This is a genomic window from Corynebacterium aurimucosum, from assembly GCF_046895345.1.
Taxonomy (GTDB): Bacteria; Actinomycetota; Actinomycetes; order Mycobacteriales; family Mycobacteriaceae; genus Corynebacterium; species Corynebacterium aurimucosum_G.
Genome location: NZ_CP160096.1, coordinates 1782734 through 1804091 on the forward strand (window position 1 = coordinate 1782734; position 21358 = coordinate 1804091).

The window sequence follows — 21358 nt, forward strand, 5'->3', positions numbered from 1 at the left end:
AGCCTCGGCCTCATTCGCCACATTGACCCCGTCCATGCCACGCCGCTGGGTTCGCTATGGTTTTCTCCCTTAGCGCCTTCTACAGATCGGGCCTACCATGGACCCCGTTGCTTTAAGGCAATGTCCTTACAAGATTTTTACATCTTTTCGACCTTTCCGGCGACGCCTGGAGCGTCTCGGAGTATGGCCGTGCTTTATCTGCCAGACGCCGAACCGAAAGAAGTATGTAATTTTATGAGTAAGCGATTCACCCCGATGACCGTAGCTGAGATTATCGATACCTTCGTCCCCAGCCCCAACCCCTTCCGCTGGGAGGCATTCGACGGCTCCTCCACCGGCCCGGCCGATGCGCAGTTCACCGTCAGGATTAACAACCTCCAGGGCTTGGCCTATATCGCTACTCACCCAGGGGACGTCGGGTTCGCCCGCGCCTATGTCACTGATGGCATCACGGTCGAAGGCGAACACCCGGCGCATCCCTATGGCATCTTCGACGCCTTGCATGCGATGTATGACAAGTTCTCCCGCCCGGACGCCAAGACACTGGCCCGGGTAGCCCGCTCCTTAGTCTCGCTGGGTGCCTTCCAAATCCAGCCGGTCCCAGAGGTTGAGCGCGCTTCCTGGCTGCGCCGCAAGCTGCACGAAGGCCTTTCTAAGCATTCCAAGGAGCGCGATGCGGAGGTCATCTCCGATCACTATGACGTGGGCAATGACTTCTACGAGCTTTTCCTCGGCGACTCAATGACATATACCTGCGCCTACTACCCCTCCCCCGACGCCACGCTGGATGAGGCTCAGGAAAACAAGTACCGACTCATCTTCGACAAGCTGCGTCTCAAGGAGGGCGACCGTCACCTCGACGTCGGCTGTGGCTGGGGCGGGATGGTGCGCTACGCCGCCAAGCGCGGCGTGAAGTCACTCGGTGTGACGTTGTCCAAGGAACAGGCTGAATGGGGCCAGGCCAAGATTAAGGAGGAGGGCCTCGAGGGCCTGGCGGAAATCCGCTTCCTGGATTACCGCGACGTCACCGAGGAAGGCTTCGATGCCATCTCCGCCATCGGGCTGCTCGAGCATATCGGTGTCAAGAACTATCCCAGCTTCTTCAGCTTCCTCCACGGAAAGCTCAAGCCGGGTGGATTGATGCTCAACCACTGCATCACTTACCCGGATAACCATAAGACGCCGAAGGGCGGGTTCATCGACCGCTATATCTTCCCCGACGGTGAGCTTTCCGGCTCCGGCACCATCACCAAGTGCATGCAGGATGCCGGATTCGAAGTTGTCCACACCGAATCCCTTCGCTTCGACTACATGCGCACGCTGCGTGATTGGTGCGAGAACCTCAAGGAGAACTGGGAGGCAGCCTGCTCGCTGGTGGGTCTGCCCACCGCGCGCCTGTGGGCCATCTACATGGCCGGATCCGAGTGGGGCTTTGAGCACAACATCATCAACCTGTACCACTTCGTGGGCGTCAAACTGGGTGACGCCGGCTCCCGCGCCGGCGTTCCAGAGCGCCGCTGGTGGGAAGATTCGCGCTTCTAAAGACTTAAGGGAGTTCTATGTTGACTGATCTCATCCGCAATCACCGCAGCGTTGACGCCGTGGAGATCCCTCCGGTGGGGTGGAAGGCGCACCGGGAGGGCGTCGATAAGCTCCTGCGTAGCTTCCACGCCGTGCCGAAGAATAAGCGCGTGCGCCTGGCAAAGAAGACCTCAAACCTCTTCCGCGGGCGCAGCGGTGAGCAAGCGGGGCTGGACGTCTCCGGTCTGGATGGGGTGATTGAGGTTGATCCCATTGCGCAGACCGCCGAGGTCCAGGGCATGTGCACCTACGAGGACCTTGTGGATGCCACCTTGCCGCACGGGCTCATGCCCTTTGTGGTGCCGCAGCTCAAGACCATTACCCTGGGCGGCGCCGTGACGGGCATGGGAGTGGAGTCCACGAGCTTCCGCGATGGACTGCCGCATGAATCCGTTTTGGAGATGGACATCCTCACGGGCACCGGAGATATTGTTACGTGCTCACGCGAAGAGAACGTCGATCTCTTCCGCCTCTTCCCCAACTCCTATGGCTCCTTGGGCTATGCGGTGCGCCTGAAGATTGAGCTGCGCGCGGTCAAGCCCTATGTGGAGCTGCGTCAGGTACGCTTCCACGACTTCGAGTCTTTGGCACGCACGCTTGACGACGTCTCCCGCACCCACTCCTATGACGATGTCGAAGTGCACGGCCTGGATGGCGTGGTCTTCTCACCCGAAGAATCCTATCTGGTCATGGCGCGGTTTACGGATGAGGAGGGGCCGACCTCCGACTACACGCGGGAGAAGATTTTCTACCGCAGCCTTCAGCACGCCCGCGGCATCCGCCGCGACCGCCTCACGGTGCGCGACTATATCTGGCGCTGGGACACGGACTGGTTCTGGTGCTCGCGTGCTTTCGGAGCGCAGAATCCGCGTGTGCGCAAGGTGTGGCCGCGGCAGCTGCGCCGCAGTTCCTTCTACTGGAAGCTCGTGCGCCTGGACCGCAAATACGAGCTGGAGTACAACTTCATCAAGAAGCCGAAGGGCCTGCCCCGCGCCGAGCGCGTGGTGCAGGACATCGAGGTCACACCGGACAATCTGCCGGAGTTCTTGGATTGGTTTTTCCAAGCCTCCGACATCCAACCAGTGTGGCTGTGCCCGATTCGGCTGCGCGAGGGCGTCGAAGACCTCGTTGACGCGGGCACTCTGGCCGCTGATTCCCCGGCTCCGTGGCCGCTGTACCCCCTGCGCCCGGGCCAGACCTGGATCAACGTGGGCTTTTGGTCAGGCGTGGAGGGCAATCACGTCGATCCTTCTGCCCCCGGCAATGGAGCCTTCAATCGCCTCATTGAAAACAAGGTCAGCGAGCTCGGCGGGCATAAGTCGTTGTATTCGGAGGCCTTCTATTCCCCCGAAGAATTTGCCAAGCTCTACGGCGGAAATCTCCCGGAGCGCATCAAGGCTGTCACCGATCCGGATGGCCGCTTCCCCGGCCTCTACGAGAAGACGGTCAACGACGCCTAGCGGCCTCTGTGCCCTACACTGCGCTGAAAACGCCAGAAGCCCTCCCGAAGGCCACCAAAAGGTGGCGCCCCGGGAGGGCGGTGGCTCTCACAGAGCCTGCAAAAGAATTACTTGGTTGCGGTGGCGGTGCCGCCAGCAGCCTCGATCTTCTCAACAGCAGACTTGGAGAACTTGTCAGCGGTGACGTTCAACTTAACGTTGATCTCACCGTTGCCCAGAACCTTGACCGGCTGGTTCTTGCGAACCAGGCCAGCAGCAACGATGTCCGCAACGGTGACGTCGCCACCGTTAGCGAAAGCCTCTGCGAGGTCAGCAACGTTGACTACCTGGTACTCAACGTGGTTCGGGTTCTTGAAGCCCTTGAGCTTCGGCAGACGCATGTGGATCGGCATCTGGCCACCCTCGAAAGCAGCGGAAACCTGCTTACGAGCACCGGTGCCCTTGGTACCGCGACCAGCGGTCTTACCCTTGGATGCCTCACCGCGGCCGACGCGGGTCTTAGGCTTGTTGGAGCCTGCGGCCGGGCGCAGGTCGTGGAGCTTGATGATATCAGCCATGGTTTACTCCCCTGCCACTTCTTCGACGGTGACCAGGTGACGCACCTTGTGAACCATACCGCGGATGATCGGGGTATCCTGCTTCACAACAGAGTGACCGATGCGCTTGAGACCAAGCGACTCCATGTTTGCGCGGTGGTTCGGCTTGGTGCCCACAAGGCCCTTTACCTGAGTAATCTTCAGAGCCATTGCTTATGCCTCCTGACCTGCGCGCTTGCGCAGCATCTGGGCCGGTGCGACCTCCTCGAGGGACTTGCCACGACGTGCGGCAACTTCCTCCGGGCGAACCAGCTGCTTGAGGCCGTCCACGGTAGCGCGGACGACGTTGAGAGCGTTGTCGGAGCCCAGGGACTTCGACAGAATGTCCTGCACGCCAGCGCACTCAAGCACCGGACGAGCAGCACCGCCGGCGATGACACCGGTACCCGGAGCGGCCGGCTTCATCATCACGATGCCAGCTGCGTCGCGACCCTCGACCGGGTGGGTAATGGTGCCAGCAATCATCGGGACGCGGAAGAAGTTCTTGCGAGCCTCTTCTGCACCCTTCTGGATTGCGGCCGGGACTTCCTTGGCCTTGCCGTAGCCGACGCCCACCATACCCTGGCCGTCGCCGACGACGACGAGAGCGGTGAAGGACATGTTGCGGCCACCCTTAACGGTCTTAGCGACGCGGTTGATGGTCACAACGCGCTCGATGTACTTATCGCGCTCGTTGTCCTGGTGGTTGCGGCGGTCGTTACGACGGCCGTTGTTGCGACCCTTGCGGTCGTTGTTGTTCTCGGCGGAGCGTCCGCCGTCACGCTGTTCACGGTCCGACATTAGGCGTTCCTTCCGTTGATGTTTCCGTATGCCTTAATCATTAGAACTGCAGACCACCTTCGCGAGCGGCGTCGGCCAGCGCAGCAACGCGGCCGTGGTACTTGTAGCCTGCACGGTCGAAGACGACCTGCTCGATGCCAGCGGCCTTGGCGCGCTCAGCGATGAGCTGGCCTACCTTGGCAGCCTTGGCCTTCTTATCGCCCTCGAGTGCACGCACGTCGGCTTCCATGGAGGAAGCGGCAACCAGGGTGTGGCCGGCCAGGTCGTCGATGACCTGAACGTGCATGTGGCGGGAGGAGCGGTGAACGACCAGACGCGGTGCCTCAGGGGTGCCGCGGAGGGTCTTACGGATGCGGAAGTGGCGGCGCGCGCGTGCTTCACGACGACGCGAGGAAATGTCCTTGCCAACCGGGGTGCGCTTTGCGTTTTCAGTGTTAGCCATTGCTTACTTACCCGTCTTTCCGACCTTGCGGCGGACCTGCTCGCCGTCGTAGCGAATACCCTTGCCCTTGTAAGGATCGTCCTTACGCAGGCGGCGGATGTACGCGGCGACCTGTCCAACCAGTTGCTTGTCAATACCAGATACGGAGAGCTTGGTTGCGCCATCCACAGCGAAGGTGATGCCCTCCGGAGCCTCGATGAGGATCGGGTGGGAGTAGCCCAGAGAGAACTCCAGGTCCTTACCCTTCTGCTGGACACGGTAACCGACACCGAAGATTTCCATCTTCTTGGTGTAGCCCTCGGTCACGCCAACAACGGCGTTGTTGACCAGGGAGCGGGATAGACCGTGCAGGGCGCGGTTCTTGCGGTCGTCATCCGGACGGGAGACCTTGATCTCGTCGTCCTCGACGGCTGCGGTGATCGGCTCCGGCAGCTCAACCTCGAGGGTGCCCTTGGAACCCTTAACGTTGACAACCTGGCCATTGATGGTGATCTCGACGCCCTTCGGGACGGCGATAGGTGCTAGACCGATACGAGACATGTGTCAATCCTCCCTTACCAGACGTAGGCGAGAACTTCTCCGCCTACACCCTTCTCCTGAGCCTGACGGTCGGTAAGCAGACCCTGAGACGTGGAGATGATAGCCACGCCCAGGCCGCCCAGAACCTGCGGCAGTTCGGTGGACTTTGCGTACACACGCAGACCCGGCTTAGACACGCGACGCAGACCCGAGAGGGAACGCTCACGGTTGTTGTACTTAAGCTCGAGGGACAGCTCGCGGCCCTCGACGGAGTAGTCAGCGATGTAGCCTTCCTGCTTCAAGATCTCAGCGATGTTCGCCTTGAGCTTGGAGGTCGGCATCGACACGACGTCGTGGTGCGCATTAGATGCGTTGCGCACGCGCGACAGCATGTCGGCAATAGGATCAGTCATAGTCATATGAGTGACCTTTAACCTTTCTCGTTGCGGTTCCCGTACTGCTCACCAAAGCGTTTTCCGTGTGATTTCGGGCTACTCACGCTCCCCGCAGTCAATACTGCGAGGCGCTCGCCACCCTTTGATACAGACAACGGTCCGCTATCTACGGCGAGGGGCCTACAACAAAGTAGATGTGTTCAATTCTTCCGGCTTGGCACGTTTCCGCACCTCCTGCACGGTTTCGCGGCGCAGGAGTGGAAAAATGCAAGTCCGTCGGATTACTCTACCCGCTGACATGCAGTTTTCCAAAACGCGTTAGCATAGGAAGCCATGAGAGAAACACCTGATCCGATCCGCACCGCCCATCAGTGGCTGAAGGAGGCTGCCGAGCTGATCGGCGCCTCCCCCGAGGAGGCCACCGCTTTGGTCAAGGAACTTCTCGATCTGACCAAGGACGTTGCACATACCCAGTCCCGGCCCGCCGCTCCCCTGACGGCATACCTGGTGGGTTTGGCCTCCACGGACACCGCGGAAGCCCGCGCCCATATCGCCACCTTGAAGGAGGCGCTTAACCGATGAGCGGGCGCGTCAACGCCACTTTTGCCGTAACGAAGGTGCGCCTCAACGAAGACGGACAGGTCATACAGGTCGATACCCGCGGCGATACCGTCGCCGGCGAGGAGCCCCTGGAGATTCGCGTCGGCGGGCAGACGCTGACCACGACGATGCGTACGCCCGGTCACGACGTCGAGCTGGCGCACGGCTTCCTGCATTCCGAAGGCCACATTGAAGAGGTCAGTGATGTACGGGAGGCCCGCTATTGCGCTGGCTCTTCAGTGGATGGGCGCAACCCTTATAACCTGCTGGATCTAGAGCTCGCTAACCCGCAGGCGCTCTCCCTCGCCGATCTGCGCCTGACCCCCACCACATCCGCCTGCGGCGTGTGCGGCACCTCCTCGATCGAAGCGCTCATGAAGCAGAGCCGTTTTGAGATTCCCCGGGTGCCGGTGGATCCGGGGGTCGTCGCCAAGCTGCCCGAGGCCCTCAAGCGTGAGCAGAAGCAGTTTCGCAAGACCGGCGGCATCCACGCCGCTGGGGCCTTTACTCTTGACGGCGAGCCCGTCGTGGTGCGCGAGGACGTCGGGCGGCACAACGCGGCCGATAAGGTTATTGGTCACCTGCTGATGGAAGGAATGCTGCCCGCCAGCGACCTCATTCTGGTGATGAGCTCGCGGGCGAGCTTCGAGCTGGTTAACAAAGCAGCTATGGCCGGCTTCGGCATGCTCGTCGCGGTTTCCGCTGCTTCCTCCCTGGCGGTCGAGACCGCCCGGGAGACCGGTATGGCGCTCGTTGGCTTTGCCCGCGGGGACCGCTTCAACCTCTATTCGGGCGAGCTTAGTCGCGATACGCTTCCGGGCCGGAGTTAAGCCAGGCGTACACGCCACCAATAAAGAAGCCACCACCAATGAGGTTTCCTACCCACACGATGGACCAGTTAGCCAGCACCGCGCCAAGGGTAAAGCCCTCCGGCAGCGGGCTGGCACAGAAGAAGGTCAAGAGCATGAGGCAGAAGTTCGCAATGACGTGCTCGAGACCCAAACCCACGAAGCAGGCGATAATCGGCACGATGACGAAGAACTTTGACACCACATCTTTGGCAAAGATAGCGCCGACGATGGCCATGTTGACCACGAAGTTAGCCAGGATGGCCTCCACGAACATGCCGCCTGGCCCCTTGGTCAGCTTGCCCATCGATAGCGTGGCGACGAGGTGATCCGGGTCAATACCACCCAGCTTCGCTGACGCTCCCATGGCAACGGCGAAGAGCGCAACGCCCACCAAATTGAAGAGCGTGGTGACTACTAAAAGCCACATTCCCTTACCCCAGCCCACCTGCTTCTTCACGGCGCCATAGACCATGTACATCATGTTGCCGGTGGCCAGGTCCGCGCCCAGAATGACGATGGCAAACAGGCCCAAACCGAAGAGGCAGGCAAAGACCAACGAGCCCATGCCTTCCATATGTTTTTCGACGCCCATTCCCAGCACCGCCGCAAACGCCGTACCGATGGCCAGGTACACGCCCGCCAGGGTGGAGCGGACGGCGAAGCGGGCGAAGGATTCATCAAGCAACGTGACCTTTTTCTTCACCGCGGCTGCCGAAGCATCATTCAGGGACATCTCTTACCTCACTGAGGAACACAGGTTTTTCAGACTCTCGTAGTCTACTCCCCACGTCAGACATACCCATAGCTCAGGGGAGACGACACCCCAAAAAGGGCGCAGACGCAAAAATTCCCTCGGAGCTCCTTCACGGAGTCCCGAGGGAATTATTCAAGCGCTACTTTACTTGAACGGGAAGCCGAGCTCGCGCAGGAGCTTGCGGCCCTCCTCGTCGTTGGTAGCGGAGGTCACGACGGTGATGTCCATACCACGCGGGCGGTCCACCTTGTCGATGTCGATCTCGTAGAACATGGTCTGCTCGCTAAGACCGAAGGTGTAGTTGCCGTGGCCGTCGAACTGCTGGTCGGAGAGACCGCGGAAGTCGCGAATACGCGGCAGCGCGATGGTCAGCAGGCGGTCCAGGAACTCCCACATGCGGTCGCCACGCAGGGTAACGCGGGCGCCGATGGGCATGCCCTCACGGAGCTTGAAGTTAGCGATGGACTTCTTAGCGCGACGCACCTGCGGCTTCTGGCCGGTGATAGCGGTAAGGTCCTCGAGAGCGCCGTTGATCATCTTGGAGTCGCGGGCAGCGTCGCCCACACCCATGTTGACAACAACCTTGGTGACGCCCGGAATCTGCATCACGTTCTCGTACTTGAACTCTTCGTTCAGAGCCTTCTTGATTTCCTCGCGGTAGCGGGTCTTCAGACGCGGAGTGTAGTTCTCGCTCATTTTAGATGTCCTTCCCGTTGCTACGTGCGATGCGGACCTTCTTGCCATTCTCGTCGAAACGGTAGCCCACGCGGGTCGGGTTGCCCTCGGAGTCAACAATCGCAACGTTGGACACGTGGATCGGAGCTTCCTGGGTAACGATTCCGCCGGACTCGGCGCCACGCTCGGTAGCGGAGTTAGCAACGTGCTTCTTAACGCGGTTGACGCCCTCAACGAGGACCTTGTCGCGCTTCGGGTATGCCTCGATGACCTTGCCCTTCGCGCCCTTGTCCGGGCCCGAAATAACGATCACCATATCGCCCTTATGAATCTTCATAAGACTAGATCACCTCCGGTGCGAGAGAAACGATCTTCATGAAGCGCTTGTCACGAAGTTCGCGAGCAACCGGGCCGAAGATGCGGGTACCGCGCGGCTCGTTGTCACCCTTGAGAATAACTGCGGCGTTTTCATCGAATGCGATGTAGGAGCCGTCCGGACGACGGGTCTCCTTCTTGGCGCGTACGATGACGGCCTTGACGATGTCGCCTTCCTTTACGTTGCCGCCCGGGATGGCTTCCTTGACAGTGGCGACGACGATGTCACCAATGCCAGCAAAACGTCGAACGGAGCCGCCGAGAGCACGGATGACGAGAATTTCTCGTGCACCGGAGTTATCGGCGACGCGCAGACGCGATTCTTGCTGAATCACTATGGGTCTCCTGACCTGGATTAACGTGCGTCAAGATTTCCGTCCTTGACACACCTGGTCTACTTGCTTACGTGGCATTGGCTTGTGCGACGAACGCGCTGGTCACAGCGGTCGAAGGGTCTCGGTGTGGCGATTCGGAAACGCATCGCACTGCACCGACCGGCCATATGCAACCCATACATTCAAGCATGCTCGCTGTTGTTTTCCCAAATCACGCGTGTGCACCACGCCGGGCACCGTCCAGTTTCCACCCCTGCCCTTTTAACGCCTTGGCCCGCGATGAAGGTGCTCCCCTACTACCTTTTGAAAATATTCTGGGCGCGAGTTCAGCTGCTCCGGACTAAAACGCAGGACTACAAAGCCCTTATTGAGAATGTCTTGCTGGCGGCGATGTTCAGCGAGAATCACCTCATCAATATCGCGTCGGTATTTCACGTTGCCATCAATTTCGACCACGAGCCACCCGTTTATGACAAGGTCGGCACGATAGTTCTCAATCGCGTACTGCGCTTTCACCCAGTGCAACCCGGGATAGTTGGCGGCGATAATGAGTGCACGAGCGTAGGACTCCCACGGTGACTCCGCGATATTAACGCTGGCCGCAACCGCCTGGCGCGCCGCGGCGACGCCTTTTACTCTTCCCATCGCGCCTAACGTTTCATCAATCCAGAACTTTCCCACGTTTCGCGCCCGCACCGCGTCAACAGCAACAAGGCCTTCCTCGAATCCGTGGAAGCGCGCGATATCCAGCGCTGTTCGCTCCAGCGATGTGACACGAATGCCATGAACAACGGTCTCTTTCCCACGCAGATCCGTGCGGCGGTAGCGCACATTCCGCGACTTAACACGCTGCGGTACCGAATTGGAGGGAAGCGTTGCCTCCCACTCTTGAGGTGGCGCAATAAGGGGAATCCCGTGGATAAGGGCAGCCGACTTCCCCAGGAGAGTCGCCCTAGGCAGGGTAAGCCCCAAGGCATATGCTTTCGCCGCCTGTTGCTGCCAAGGCTTTAACTGCCGCCACTGAACCATCGGCAGTACATAACACCAGGCGAGTCTCGCCACTTTATCTGCATGCACTTTCTTCCACAGTGGATCACTGTTAGGAAGCTTCCGAAGGTCTACAAGATGTTGGTCAAGGTATGTAAAAAGTTGTTCATTGTTCATGCACAACTTTTAACCGATGTCCAGCACCTTCGCCACAGATACAACAGTTCACCACCTTCACTGCGCGGCTCGATAGCGTCCTGCACCTTCGCCACAGCCCCACACCTGGTGCATACATCCAGACCTGGAGGCCGAACGGTGCAGGTGGGCGTCGTCGCGCGGTAACGCAGTGCTTGGCGACGACCTGGGTGAGTCGCCTTCCAGGCCTGGACATATAGATTATCGGCGCTCACTCAAAAGGGCCCCGGGGGTGAATCCCGGGGCCCTGGGCAGAAGGAGTCCTAGGAGTGAGAGGCCTGCACTGCCGTGCTGCCTGTCTCAGCGGCGGGGGCCGGCTTCGGGTCAACGGTGAGCAAGGCATCACCGAAGGTAATGTCCTCGCCCGTGGCATAGGCCGGCAGGACCGGGCCTGTCTTCTTCGAGTTGGACACGACGACCGGCGTGGTCACCGGGTAGTCAGCCGCCTTGATGGCTGCGATGTCAAACTCGCAGAGGAGGTCACCAGCCTTCACCTCATCGCCCTTGGACACGTGCGAGGTGAAGTGCTCGCCCTTCAGGTTCACGGTGTCGAAGCCGATGTGCATAAGAATGTCCACGTTGTTGCCGTCAGTATCCTTACCGCGTACGGCATAGGCGTGCTTGGAAGGGAAGGTGACGGTCACCTTGCCATCAATCGGGGACACAAGGCGCCCCTCCGTCGGCTCGACGGCTGCGCCCGCGCCCAGCTTGCCAGCGGCAAACATCGGGTCCGAGACCGATTCCAGGGCGATAGCTTTTCCAGCCAGCGGGGAGGCCACGCGGAAAGCATTCGGGTCGGCAGTAGCAGCAGGCACCGCGCCGCCCACGCCGGCGCCGGAAGCACCCGTCTCATCAGGGTCGATGGAGCCATTCTTGGAAATGAGGTAGCGGCCATAGACAAAGGCCACGCCGAAAGCGAGGATCAAAGAGGTAAAGGCGCAGATGAAGAACTGCGTGTAATCCTCGGGACGCATGGAGACGAAGCCGATGAAGCCGGCGGCTCCGAGGGCGGTTGCTTTGACGTCGAAAAGCGCAATGAGCGTCGCGGCAATCGCGGAAGCACCCATACCGATGTAGAAGGGCCAGCGCAGTCGCAGGTTCACACCGAAGATGGCGGGCTCGGTAATGCCGAAGAGTGCGGAGACGCCCGAAGCGCCGGACAGGCCCTTGAGCTTCTCAGAACGGGCCAGGAAGTAAACCGCCAAGGCCACGCCACCCTGAGCGATGTTAGCCACGGACGCCACCGCGAAGATGAAGGAGCCGCCCTCGTTCCACAGCATGGTCTCGACCGGCGGGAAGGATTGGTGCAGGCCCGTGATGACAATCGGCGAGTAGAACAGACCGAAGATGAAGCCGCCCACCGGGCCGGCGAAGGTATACAGGTCATTAAGACCCGCGCCGAGCATGTCGCCCGCAGTGCGCAGCACCGGGCCCACCGCGATGAAGGTAATAAAGCCTGTTACCAGCAACGTCAGCAGCGGGGTAAGCAGGAAGTCCACCGTGCCCTTCAGGTGCTTATGCAGGAATTTCTCAATCGTGGCAAGAATCCACGCAATGACCAGAATGGGCAGGATCGAGCCTTGGTAGCCCGCCTGGGCAACGTCAAGGCCGAAGATGTTCCAGTAGGTCATCTCCCCTGCCTCGATGGTGGCGGCCACCTGGTAGCCATTCACCAGGTCCGGCATCACCATCGCCATGGCCATGCCGGCGCCGAGGAACTCGTTACCACCAAAGCGCTTGGTGGCGGTAAAGCCCACCAAGACAGGCAGGAAGGCAAACGGCGCGGAGGCCAAAAGGTTAATGAGCCCAGCAACATCTGCCATGGCCGGGAACATCTCAATAACGGACTGCTCGCCAAACAAACCATTGACGGTCAGGACGTTATTGAGCGCCATGAGCAGACCGCCACCGACCAGAATCGGGATGAGCGGCACGAAGATATCCGCGAGAACCTTGACCGCGCGGGAGAACCAGTTGCCGGAATCGGCGGCGATGTCCTTGAGTTTGTCCGTGGAGACCGCGATGTTCTTGGTGGTTATCTTGTTGAGTTGATCAAAGACGATGTTGACATCGCCCGGGCCGACGATGACCTGGAACATGCCTCCGGCCTCAAAGATGCCCTTGAGCTCCGGATCGTTTTCCAGGGCAGTCTTGTCGACCTTCTTGCTGTCTTTGAGCACCATGCGCAGGCGAGTGGCGCAGTGTGCGAGCGCCACGATGTTGTCTTCGCCGCCGATAGCGGAGAGTATTCGCGCCGCGACCTGTGAGTGATCCATTCCGGCGTGCCTCCTCGGAGAGTGAGATGAATTAAATAGCGTCACCTCCCATTAGACACGTTACCCAACATAAAGCCAAGCATTCGGGCGTAAATATAGGAAGATTCACACCCTAACGGGCTTCCCAGCCGTGCCAGCGAGCGTCGCTGGCGCCAAAGACCGCTGACGCTCCCGCGATCCGCCCATCACCCGCGAAGACCTCCACGGCACATCCATCCGCAATAAGCTCTACGGATCCGGCCGGGCATGGTACGACGCGCTCATCCTCACCCACCGCCAAACGGAGTTCTCCCCCGCCATAGGTGACGCGGAAGACGTCGGCACCGGAGTCGTCGACAAGCACGTACGTTCCCTCGCCGGCCGTCAGCGTGGCTACCGAACCGAACCCCTCCCGCGCCGACTCAGCCGGCATAGCCGGCAGCGACCACAACGGCGCCTGGCGCAACCAGCCATCCTCCAGCCACACGCGCCGCGGCAAGGTGAGCGCGTGGACCCAGCCCTGGGCAACCGTCGGGGTGTCATCCTGCGCGGGCAGCCCCATCCATCCCAGCATGATGGCTTCGCCATCCTTTTCCACCAGCTGCGGCGCATAAAACTGGTGCCCATAATCCAACTCGCTAAAGCCCCGCTCCACGTGGAAGACGGTGCCCTCCAGCCGGCCCACGAGGTAACCGCACTGATCGGAGGAGGCGTAGTGCGTGGTGTCGTCGGCAAGCACCGGCTCAAGACCTTGCGGGCAGATGACCAAGACGTCTTTGTCCTCCCCCGTCGCGCGGTCCCGGAGCGTGAGCAAGTTGGGGCACTCCCACATGTAGCCGCCCGGCACGAGGTCCGGGCTCAGGCCCGGCTGAGCACTCGAGGTATCAAAGGTGATCGCACCTTCAAAGGACCACTGCGCCAAGTCCGTGGACCGGTAGAGCACGGCGTGCCCTGTTTCATCCTCCGCCTGGGCGCCGAGCACCATGCGCCAACCCTGCGCGTCGCGGGTGATCTGGGGATCGCGATAGTGCCCCGTGAAGCCCTCCGCGGGGCCATTGATGAGCGGATTGGCGGAATCGTGCTCATAGAAGCCACCTTCTGGACCACCAGCATCGACGGCACGGACGCGATTCTGCGAGGGTATCCGCACGTCATCGCACTTGAGGTTTCCTGTATAAAACAGCCACACGTCCTCACCGTCAACCACCGCGCCGCCCGAGTAGCAACCATGGGCGTCGTGCTCCCGGATGGGGTACAGCGCGTCCGGGTAGTGTCGCCACGGCTTCGCCTCGCCCAAGGAAGCCACGGCATGCCCCCAGCCCGTCTGCTTAGCCGCGTGCGGGAAGCAGGGGTCATGCTGATAGTAAACATGCAGGTTATCGCCGTCGATGAAGACTCCATTCGGGTCATTGAGACGGCCGGAGGGCGGAGAGAGGTGGAAAAGCGGATGGTAGTTCATGCTCTCGATAGTATGGATTCCATGGACATTATGGTGTGTGGCGAAGGCCTCGTTGACCTCGTTCCGCGCGGACGCGGGCAGCTGGTGGATTTAACACCGGCATTGGGTGGCGGTCCTTTCAACGTCGCGGTTGCGGCGGGGCGCTTGGGCGCTGACGTGGGATTTCAGTCGCGGCTCTCGCGGGATGCATTCGGGCAGGCGCTCATGGAGCGTCTACATAAAGAAGGAGTGGATACTTCGCTCGTGCAGCGGGGTGAGGAACCCACGACGCTGGCGGTCTGCAACATCGGTGAGGACGGCTCAGCCACCTATTCCTTCTACACGGAGGGCACGGCGGACCGCCTAATAGAGCCTGCGCTTGCCGACGTCCCCTGGGCCTGCTTCGGCACCGTCTCCCTCGCCCTCGAACCTGGCGCCTCCCGTTATGCCGCGTTGCTGAAGGACCTTGCCGCGAAGGGCACCAAGGTCGCGCTGGACCCTAATATTCGCCCCTTCTTCGCCACCCCGGAGCACCGCGAGTTCTTGTTGTCTTTGTTGCCGCACGTCACGTTGCTGAAGTTGAGCGAAGAAGAAGTGGAATTCCTGGGCGAAGACGCACTGGCCCAAGTACCCGTCGTGGTAACCACGCGCGGCGCAGAGGGGTTGAGCGTGCGGGCCGGCTCGGTGTCGGTTACTGTGCCGCCCATGACGGTTGAGGTAGCAGACACGATCGGTGCTGGTGACACGGTGATGGCCGCGCTGCTGAGCCGGTTGGTGGGGCGGGATATTCGCGCTTTAGGCGTCGAAGAGTGGCGGGAGATCTTGCACTTTGCGGCAACGGCCGCAGCCATTACGGTGTCCCGCACGGGCGCGCAACCGCCCACGTTTTCTGAAGTGGAGGAGCGCCTATGAGCTACCCAATGCGTGCCGGCGTAGTGCACGGCCTACTCTTGGTGCTGGTGGCCGTGGCCTTTATCCTGCCGGTACTCTTCGGCGCTGCAGCACTACTGCCGGTGCCGCTCGCGGCGTGGGCCTCGGTGGTGCTCGCCGCACTCGCGCTTGTCGACGCCTCCTACCACGCCTTCTCCCCCTCCCAGCGCCCGACCCGCGGTTTGCGAGCCCTTTCGGCTGTCGGGGGCGTCGCGCTCATCGCTGGCTGGTTGGTGTGGCTGCGGATCTATAACACCATCGACCTGGTCAGCGCCATGCCCTACCGTATCGGCACGTTCCTTCTCGCGGTGGGCGCGGTGTTGAGCGCGTTCTGTTTCGCTATTGCACTCACGCACCGGGGCACGCGCTAGGCTCTTGGACGCTTACGCCCCGGGTTCGCGGCCCGATTCAGAGCACGCGTTCCCTAGAGGACTTCGTCTGGGGTGTAGTCCACGTACAGCGCACCCATGGGAACGCTCGCATCGCTTTGCCACCAGCCACGGTCGGGCTCAAAGGGCAAGGTGACGTGCTTGCCCTCGTAGCCTGCCCACGCCCTTTTCTCAACGAGCCCAATGCAATTCTTGCCGGAAAAGGTCAACGTTTTCCGTGACGGGCTGCCACTCTTGTATCCGCTCAAGGTGGTAGGCGCGTCCAAGGCCAAGAACCAGACCTCTGCCGAGGCGTAATCGGACACGACAATCCCTGGCACGCCACCATCGAGGTCGCCTGCTTTGACCTTGTGCACAGTGCCTGACACCGTGGTGGGAGCATCCGCAGGATTGCCCTCACTGGCAACGCGATCCTTCCGGTACTCACACTTTTCGATGCCGCTGGCGACGGAGGTGTCCGCCTCGGCATTGTTTCCATCGGTGGATGCAGATGTCTTCGTGTCCTCGACGGTGCCAGAATTACCGGCACCAGGCGAGTAGCCGGCGGGCAGCGTCGGGTTGGGCCCTGCTGCTTCGATGCTCGGCTGTGGCTGTGCCTCCGATTCCGGATCAGGCTGTGCCGTTGGAACGTCCTCAGCGGATTCGACAGCCGGGGCGTCGGCAGCAACGGGAGCCGGCTCCTCTGCGGCGCAACCGACGAGGGCTGCTACGGAGGAAGCACAAAGAAGCGTAAGCAGAGAGCGAGAGAGCGCGGACATAGAGACATTAGCCTTTCAGGAGATGAACGGCCCTACCCTAGCACGTTCTCGCAGCTCACTCCGCCTAAACGGAGACCACTCCCCCATTAGCCTCGTGCGTGCAGCGCGCCAAGTCCGGGCTGCGAGAGCACATAAAAAATGACCCCCACGTTCACCGTGGGGGTCACTGATATCGAGGAGGGCTAGATATTACTTAGCCTTCTCCACGATCTCGACGAGACGGAAGTGCTTGTCCTTGGACAGCGGGCGAGTCTCGGCGATGAGAACGCGGTCGCCGATGCCGGCGGTCTCGTTCTCGTCGTGCGCCTTAACCTTCTTGTTAGTGCGCATAATCTTGCCGTAGAGGGCGTGCTGCTTGCGGTCCTCGAGCTCGACAACGATGGTCTTATTCATCTTGTCGGAGACAACGATGCCGGTGCGGGTCTTGCGAGCGCCCTTTTCCTTCTTAGTGTTCACGTTTGCCTCACTCATGATTAAGCCTCAGCTCCCGGAGCAACGGACAGGCCCAGCTCACGCTCGCGCAGAACGGTGTAGATGCGGGCGATGTCGCGCTTAACCGTGCCGATGCGGCGGTTGTTGGTCAGCTGGCCAGTGGCCTTCTGGAAGCGAAGGTTGAAGAGCTCTTCCTTCGCATCCTTCAGGCGGTTTTCCAGCTCAGCGTTGTCGAGCTCACGGAACTCGTGGGCGGGGGTACCGGTAGCCATTAGAACTGGTCCTCCTTCTTGATGATGCGGACCTTGCACGGAAGCTTCTGGCCAGCGCGGCGCAGAGCCTCGATGGCGGTAGCTTCGTTCGGGTAGGTCATCTCGAAGAGGATGCGGCCCGGCTTAACGTTGGCAACCCACTTCTCGACGGGACCCTTACCGGAACCCATACGCACGCCGAGCGGCTTCTGGGTCAGGGGGCGGTCCGGGAAGATGTTGATCCACACCTTGCCACCGCGCTTGACGTGGCGGTTGATGGCAATACGTGCGGCCTCAATCTGGCGGTTGGTGATGTACGCCGGCTCAAGAGCCTGGATAGCGTAGTCACCGAAGTTGATGCGGTTACCGCCCTTGGACACACCCGAGCGGCTCGGGCGGTGCTGACGGCGGTACTTAACACGCTTAGGAATCAGCATGGATTAGCCCTCCTGCTTCTGCTGTGCGCGCTGGCGACGCTGGCCACCGCGGCGGGAACGACCATTGCGGTCACGGCCACGGCCCTGCGACGGAGCGTTCAGTTCGGACTCACGCACGCCACCGACGACGTCACCCTTGTAGATCCACACCTTGATGCCGATGCGGCCAAAGGTGGTGTGGGCCTCTGCGGTGCCGTAATCGATTTCGGCGCGAAGGGTGTGTAGCGGAACGCGACCCTCGTGGTAGCGCTCAACGCGGGACATTTCAGCACCACCCAGGCGGCCGGACAGCAAAATCTTGATGCCCTTAACCTGTGGCTGGCGCATAGCGGACTGGATAGCCTTGCGCATTGCACGACGGAATGCGACACGGTTAACCAGCTGCTCCGCGATGGACTGTGCAACCAGGGTGGCGTTGGCGTCGACCTGCTTGACCTCGAGGATGTTGAGGGCAACCATCTTGCCGGTGAGCTTCTCCAGCTCGCGGCGAATGCGGTCAGCCTCAGCGCCGCGGCGGCCAATCACGATGCCCGGGCGGGCGGTGTGAATGTCCACGCGGACGCGGTCGCGGGTGCGCTCGATGACGACGTCGGCGATGCCGGCGCGGTCGAGGCCCTTCTCCAGGTACTCGCGGATCTTGATGTCTTCGGCTACGTAGTTTGCGTAGTCCTTATCGGCGTACCAGTGGGTCTTCCAGTCGGAAGTGATGCCCAAACGTAGGCCGTGAGGATGGATCTTCTGGCCCATTACTTGGCCCCTTCCTTCTGGCTCTCGACAACCACGGTGATGTGGCTGGTGCGCTTACGAATCATGAATGCGCGGCCCTGTGCGCGCGGCTGGAAACGACGCATAGTCGGACCCTCGTTGGCATAAGCCTCGGAGATGACCAAGGTGCGCGGATCCAGACCGAAGTTGTTCTCAGCGTTGGCAGCTGCGGATGCAACAACCTTGGCAACCGGCTCAGCGGCGCCCTGCGGAGCGTACTTCAGGATTGCAAGTGCCTCGGCTACGGACTTACCGCGGACCAAGTCGATGACGCGGCGTGCCTTCATCGGGGTAACGCGGACGTAGCGAGCCGTTGCGGATGCGGAGGTGATGGTGTCACTCATCGCTTATCGACGTCCCTTCTTGTCGTCCTTGACGTGACCCTTAAAGGTCTTGGTGGGTGCGAACTCACCGAGCTTGTGACCAACCATGGAGTCCTCGACGAACACCGGCACATGCTTGCGGCCGTCGTGGACGGCGAAGGTGTGACCGATGAAGTCGGGCAGGATGGTGGAGCGGCGAGACCAGGTCTTGATGACCTGCTTGGTGCCGGCCTCGTTCTGAGCATCAACCTTGTTGAGGAGGTGCTCATCGACGAACGGGCCCTTCTTAAGGCTGCGTGGCATTGTTTACCTCCTCTTAGCGCTTCTTGTTCGGGCGACGACGGCGCACGATCATGTTGTTCGAGTAACGGTTCGGGTTGCGGGTGCGGCCTTCCTTGTGGCCCCACGGCGACACCGGGTGGCGACCACCCGAGGTCTTACCCTCACCACCACCGTGCGGGTGGTCAACCGGGTTCATAACGACACCGCGGACGGTCGGGCGAACGCCCTTCCAGCGCATACGGCCGGCCTTGCCCCAACGGATGTTCATCTGGTCAGCGTTGCCAACCTCACCGACGGTGGCGCGGCAACGGATGTCGACGCGACGGATCTCGGAGGACGGCATACGCAGGATGGCGTACTTGCCTTCCTTACCCAGCAGCTGGATGGAGGCACCAGCGGAGCGGGCCAGCTTAGCGCCAGCGCCCGGCTTGAGCTCCACAGCGTGGATGGTGGTACCAGTCGGGATGTTGCGCAGCGGCAGGTTGTTGCCAACCTTGATATCTGCGTTCGGACCAGCCTCAACGATGGTGCCCTGCTTCAGGCCCTTCGGGGCGATGATGTAGCGCTTCTCGCCGTCTGCGTAGTGCAGCAGGGCGATGTTAGCGGTACGGTTCGGGTCGTACTCGATGTGTGCGACCTTTGCAGGGATGCCGTCCTTGTCGGTACGACGGAAGTCGATCAGACGGTAACGGCGCTTGTGGCCACCGCCGATGTGGCGGGTGGTGATGCGGCCGTAGTTGTTACGACCACCGGTCTTGCTCAGCGGGCGCAGCAGGGACTTCTCCGGGGTCGAGCGAGTGATTTCCTCGAACTCGGACACGGAGGATGCGCGGCGACCCGGAGTTGTCGGCTTGTACTTACGAATAGCCATAATTCTTCCTTTTCCTTTCGGCTCTTCGGTGGGGCTTAAGCGCCTGCGCCGAAGACGTCGATGGAGTCGCTGCCTTCACGGAGCGTCACGTAGGCGCGCTTGGTGGACTTACGCTGACCGTAGCCGGTGCGGGTGCGCTTGCGCTTGCCTGCACGGTTCACGGTGTTCACGGAAGCAACCTTCACGCCGAAGATCTGCTCGACGGCATCTTTAATCTGGGTCTTGTTGGAGTCCGTGGAGACGTAGAACGTGTAGACGTTCTGCTCCATCAGGCCGTAGGACTTCTCGGACACAACCGGTGCGATGATGACGTCGCGCGGGTTAGCGAGCTTAGCCATTACTTCTCCTCCTTAGCTTCCTCGGCGGCGCCGGTAGCGCGCTCGACGAAGGTGTGCAGAGCCTCAACGGAGAACACAACGTCGTCCGAGTAGAGGACGTCGTAGGTGTTCAGCTGGCCGGCGTCCAGGATCTGGACGTTCGGCAGGTTGTTGGCGCTGCGGCGAGCATTGATGTCCTCGCGGCCGATGACCAGAAGAACATTCTTGCGGTCGGTGAGGCGCTCGATGAAAGCCTTGGCCTGCTTGGTGGACGGGGTCTGGCCCGGGACGAGCTCCTCGATGACGTGGATGCGCTCGTTACGTGCACGGTCAGACAGTGCGCCGTAGAGAGCAGCCTTGATCATGCGCTTCGGGGTGCGCTGGGAGTAGTCACGCGGGACCGGGCCGTGCACGGTGCCACCACCGGTGTAGTGAGGCGCACGGATGGAGCCCTGGCGGGCGCGACCGGTGCCCTTCTGGCGGAACGGCTTGCGACCACCGCCGCGGACCTCGCCGCGAGTCTTGGTCTTGTGGGTACCCTGACGAGCAGCAGCGAGCTGTGCGTTGACAACCTGGTGCATCAAAGCAATGGATGCCTCGGTGTCAAAGAGCTCGGCCGGCAACTCAACGGTGCCGTTGGTCTTACCGTCAGCGGTCTGGACGTCTAGCTTGAGGTTGCTCATGCGTGTGCACCGCCCTTCACTGCGGTCTTAACGGTGACGAGGCCACCGCGCGCACCCGGGATAGCACCCTTGATGAGCAGCAGGTTGGACTCGGCATCAATCTTCTGAATCTTCAGGTTCTGGGTGGTCACGCGGTCCTGGCCCATGCGGCCAGCCATGCGCTTACCCTTGAAGACGCGGCCCGGGAACGAAGCGCCACCAATGCCACCAACGCGGCGGTGAGCAGCCTGGTTACCGTGGGCAGCGCCCTGGCCTGCGAAGCCGTGGCGCTTCATGGCGCCAGCGTAGCCGTGACCCTTGGTGGTGCCGGTAACGTCAACGAAGGTTACGCCCTCGAAGATGTCCACCTTGACCTCCTGGCCGACCTCGTATGCAGAGGTATCGTCCATGCGGATCTCAGCGACGTAACGGCGCGGGGTCACGCCAGCCTTCTTGAAGTGACCGGTTGCAGGCTTGTTGACCTTGCGCGGGTCCTTCTCACCGAAGGCGATCTGGATGGCGTTGTAGCCATCGGTTTCTTTCGTACGGATCTGGGTAACCACGCACGGGCCAGCCTCGACGACGGTCACCGGCACAACGCGGTTCTCCTCGTCGAAGACCTGGGTCATGCCGAGCTTGGTGCCCAGAATTCCCTTGATCTCGTTTTCACTCATTGTTTGTTCTCCACCAAATACGTTGTGTC

The 21358-nt window shown here is 61.1% G+C and carries 30 protein-coding genes; 6 read left to right on the forward strand and 24 right to left on the reverse strand.

What is annotated here, in order from left to right; translation table 11 throughout:
• Positions 1 to 234 precede the first annotated feature (234 nt).
• Both ABZS45_RS08445 and ABZS45_RS08450 read left to right on the forward strand, forming a co-directional pair.
• The gene (locus ABZS45_RS08445) at positions 235 to 1542 is read left to right on the forward strand and encodes a class I SAM-dependent methyltransferase (RefSeq protein ID WP_412099449.1); all 1308 of its coding nucleotides are present in this window, start codon (positions 235 to 237) and stop codon (positions 1540 to 1542) included.
• A 17-nt stretch (positions 1543 to 1559) separates the two neighbouring features.
• The gene (locus tag ABZS45_RS08450; RefSeq protein ID WP_412099450.1) at positions 1560 to 3041 is read left to right on the forward strand and encodes an FAD-binding oxidoreductase; all 1482 of its coding nucleotides are present in this window, start codon (positions 1560 to 1562) and stop codon (positions 3039 to 3041) included.
• A gap of 107 nt (positions 3042 to 3148) precedes the next feature.
• Here the strand turns inward: ABZS45_RS08450 and rplO are convergent, their stop codons facing one another.
• Genes rplO through rpsH form a run of 6 tightly spaced genes read right to left on the reverse strand, consistent with a single transcriptional unit; the run spans position 3149 to position 5797 of the window.
• Positions 3149 to 3598 carry a 50S ribosomal protein L15 gene (rplO, locus tag ABZS45_RS08455; RefSeq protein WP_070745620.1) on the reverse strand — a complete coding sequence of 150 codons (450 nt, stop codon included), beginning with the start codon at positions 3596 to 3598 and terminating at the stop codon, positions 3149 to 3151.
• A gap of 3 nt (positions 3599 to 3601) precedes the next feature.
• A complete protein-coding gene (gene rpmD / locus ABZS45_RS08460) occupies positions 3602 to 3787 on the reverse strand; it encodes a 50S ribosomal protein L30 (RefSeq protein ID WP_010189565.1) in 186 nt (61 codons plus the stop codon).
• A gap of 3 nt (positions 3788 to 3790) precedes the next feature.
• Positions 3791 to 4417 carry a 30S ribosomal protein S5 gene (gene rpsE, locus ABZS45_RS08465; RefSeq protein ID WP_010189568.1) on the reverse strand — a complete coding sequence of 209 codons (627 nt, stop codon included), beginning with the start codon at positions 4415 to 4417 and terminating at the stop codon, positions 3791 to 3793.
• 40 nt (positions 4418 to 4457) lie between these two features.
• Positions 4458 to 4859, reverse strand: coding sequence for a 50S ribosomal protein L18 (gene rplR / locus ABZS45_RS08470; RefSeq protein ID WP_010189570.1), 402 nt, complete (start codon positions 4857 to 4859; stop codon positions 4458 to 4460).
• A 3-nt stretch (positions 4860 to 4862) separates the two neighbouring features.
• Positions 4863 to 5399 carry a 50S ribosomal protein L6 gene (gene rplF, locus ABZS45_RS08475; RefSeq protein ID WP_049157327.1) on the reverse strand — a complete coding sequence of 179 codons (537 nt, stop codon included), beginning with the start codon at positions 5397 to 5399 and terminating at the stop codon, positions 4863 to 4865.
• Between the two features lie 14 nt (positions 5400 to 5413).
• Positions 5414 to 5797 (reverse strand): 30S ribosomal protein S8, encoded by a 384-nt coding sequence (rpsH, locus tag ABZS45_RS08480; RefSeq protein WP_070527811.1) that lies wholly within the window; start codon positions 5795 to 5797, stop codon positions 5414 to 5416.
• Positions 5798 to 6106: 309 nt separating this feature from the next.
• Here rpsH and ABZS45_RS08485 point away from each other — a divergent pair, with 309 nt between their 5' ends.
• Both ABZS45_RS08485 and fdhD read left to right on the forward strand, forming a co-directional pair.
• Positions 6107 to 6355, forward strand: coding sequence for a DUF6457 domain-containing protein (locus tag ABZS45_RS08485; protein WP_046648468.1), 249 nt, complete (start codon positions 6107 to 6109; stop codon positions 6353 to 6355).
• Complete coding sequence (fdhD, locus tag ABZS45_RS08490) at positions 6352 to 7203, forward strand: formate dehydrogenase accessory sulfurtransferase FdhD (RefSeq protein WP_412099452.1); 852 nt, start codon at positions 6352 to 6354, stop codon at positions 7201 to 7203. The genes ABZS45_RS08485 and fdhD overlap by 4 nt, the downstream gene beginning before the upstream one ends.
• Here the strand turns inward: fdhD and ABZS45_RS08495 are convergent.
• From ABZS45_RS08495 to ABZS45_RS08525, 7 genes are all read right to left on the reverse strand, one after another.
• Positions 7172 to 7957: a formate/nitrite transporter family protein gene (locus ABZS45_RS08495; RefSeq protein WP_412099453.1), complete on the reverse strand. Its 786-nt coding sequence runs from the start codon at positions 7955 to 7957 to the stop codon at positions 7172 to 7174. The genes fdhD and ABZS45_RS08495 overlap by 32 nt on opposite strands.
• A 165-nt stretch (positions 7958 to 8122) precedes the next feature.
• On the reverse strand, positions 8123 to 8674 hold the full coding sequence (rplE, locus tag ABZS45_RS08500; protein ID WP_010189579.1) for a 50S ribosomal protein L5: 552 nt from the start codon (positions 8672 to 8674) through the stop codon (positions 8123 to 8125).
• Position 8675: 1 nt separating this feature from the next.
• Entirely contained in the window at positions 8676 to 8990 is a 315-nt protein-coding gene (rplX, locus tag ABZS45_RS08505) for a 50S ribosomal protein L24 (RefSeq protein WP_005527724.1), read from the reverse strand.
• A 4-nt stretch (positions 8991 to 8994) separates the two neighbouring features.
• The gene (rplN, locus tag ABZS45_RS08510; protein WP_412099457.1) at positions 8995 to 9363 is read right to left on the reverse strand and encodes a 50S ribosomal protein L14; all 369 of its coding nucleotides are present in this window, start codon (positions 9361 to 9363) and stop codon (positions 8995 to 8997) included.
• A gap of 261 nt (positions 9364 to 9624) precedes the next feature.
• The gene (locus ABZS45_RS08515; protein WP_412099458.1) at positions 9625 to 10527 is read right to left on the reverse strand and encodes a DUF559 domain-containing protein; all 903 of its coding nucleotides are present in this window, start codon (positions 10525 to 10527) and stop codon (positions 9625 to 9627) included.
• A 281-nt stretch (positions 10528 to 10808) separates the two neighbouring features.
• On the reverse strand, positions 10809 to 12821 hold the full coding sequence (locus ABZS45_RS08520) for a sucrose-specific PTS transporter subunit IIBC (RefSeq protein WP_412099459.1): 2013 nt from the start codon (positions 12819 to 12821) through the stop codon (positions 10809 to 10811).
• Positions 12822 to 12933: 112 nt separating this feature from the next.
• Positions 12934 to 14259, reverse strand: a complete 1326-nt coding sequence (locus ABZS45_RS08525; RefSeq protein ID WP_412099460.1) for a glycoside hydrolase family 32 protein — start codon at positions 14257 to 14259, stop codon at positions 12934 to 12936.
• Between the two features lie 21 nt (positions 14260 to 14280).
• Between ABZS45_RS08525 and ABZS45_RS08530 the strand changes: the two genes are divergently transcribed.
• Positions 14281 to 15150 carry a carbohydrate kinase family protein gene (locus ABZS45_RS08530; RefSeq protein ID WP_412099461.1) on the forward strand — a complete coding sequence of 290 codons (870 nt, stop codon included), beginning with the start codon at positions 14281 to 14283 and terminating at the stop codon, positions 15148 to 15150.
• Positions 15147 to 15539, forward strand: coding sequence for a hypothetical protein (locus ABZS45_RS08535; protein ID WP_412099462.1), 393 nt, complete (start codon positions 15147 to 15149; stop codon positions 15537 to 15539). Before ABZS45_RS08530 ends, ABZS45_RS08535 begins: the two co-directional genes overlap by 4 nt.
• Before the next feature lie 53 nt (positions 15540 to 15592).
• On the opposite strand, the gene ABZS45_RS08540 is transcribed toward ABZS45_RS08535, so the two are convergent.
• From ABZS45_RS08540 to rplC, 11 genes are all read right to left on the reverse strand, one after another.
• Entirely contained in the window at positions 15593 to 16315 is a 723-nt protein-coding gene (locus tag ABZS45_RS08540; RefSeq protein ID WP_412099463.1) for a hypothetical protein, read from the reverse strand.
• A 189-nt stretch (positions 16316 to 16504) separates the two neighbouring features.
• Positions 16505 to 16786 (reverse strand): 30S ribosomal protein S17, encoded by a 282-nt coding sequence (gene rpsQ, locus ABZS45_RS08545; protein WP_010189641.1) that lies wholly within the window; start codon positions 16784 to 16786, stop codon positions 16505 to 16507.
• Positions 16787 to 16788: 2 nt separating this feature from the next.
• Positions 16789 to 17019, reverse strand: a complete 231-nt coding sequence (rpmC, locus tag ABZS45_RS08550) for a 50S ribosomal protein L29 (RefSeq protein ID WP_010189642.1) — start codon at positions 17017 to 17019, stop codon at positions 16789 to 16791.
• Complete coding sequence (gene rplP / locus ABZS45_RS08555) at positions 17019 to 17435, reverse strand: 50S ribosomal protein L16 (protein WP_412099464.1); 417 nt, start codon at positions 17433 to 17435, stop codon at positions 17019 to 17021. The genes rpmC and rplP overlap by 1 nt, the downstream gene beginning before the upstream one ends.
• Before the next feature lie 3 nt (positions 17436 to 17438).
• A complete protein-coding gene (gene rpsC / locus ABZS45_RS08560; RefSeq protein WP_412099465.1) occupies positions 17439 to 18182 on the reverse strand; it encodes a 30S ribosomal protein S3 in 744 nt (247 codons plus the stop codon).
• On the reverse strand, positions 18182 to 18544 hold the full coding sequence (rplV, locus tag ABZS45_RS08565; RefSeq protein ID WP_010189645.1) for a 50S ribosomal protein L22: 363 nt from the start codon (positions 18542 to 18544) through the stop codon (positions 18182 to 18184). The genes rpsC and rplV overlap by 1 nt, the downstream gene beginning before the upstream one ends.
• 3 nt (positions 18545 to 18547) lie before the next feature.
• Entirely contained in the window at positions 18548 to 18826 is a 279-nt protein-coding gene (rpsS, locus tag ABZS45_RS08570; RefSeq protein ID WP_010189646.1) for a 30S ribosomal protein S19, read from the reverse strand.
• A gap of 13 nt (positions 18827 to 18839) precedes the next feature.
• The gene (gene rplB / locus ABZS45_RS08575) at positions 18840 to 19676 is read right to left on the reverse strand and encodes a 50S ribosomal protein L2 (RefSeq protein ID WP_010189648.1); all 837 of its coding nucleotides are present in this window, start codon (positions 19674 to 19676) and stop codon (positions 18840 to 18842) included.
• Between the two features lie 35 nt (positions 19677 to 19711).
• Positions 19712 to 20014: a 50S ribosomal protein L23 gene (rplW, locus tag ABZS45_RS08580; RefSeq protein ID WP_010189649.1), complete on the reverse strand. Its 303-nt coding sequence runs from the start codon at positions 20012 to 20014 to the stop codon at positions 19712 to 19714.
• Positions 20014 to 20676 carry a 50S ribosomal protein L4 gene (gene rplD, locus ABZS45_RS08585; RefSeq protein WP_010189650.1) on the reverse strand — a complete coding sequence of 221 codons (663 nt, stop codon included), beginning with the start codon at positions 20674 to 20676 and terminating at the stop codon, positions 20014 to 20016. Before rplD ends, rplW begins: the two co-directional genes overlap by 1 nt.
• Positions 20673 to 21329 carry a 50S ribosomal protein L3 gene (gene rplC, locus ABZS45_RS08590; protein WP_412099466.1) on the reverse strand — a complete coding sequence of 219 codons (657 nt, stop codon included), beginning with the start codon at positions 21327 to 21329 and terminating at the stop codon, positions 20673 to 20675. The genes rplD and rplC overlap by 4 nt, the downstream gene beginning before the upstream one ends.
• Positions 21330 to 21358 lie beyond the last annotated feature (29 nt).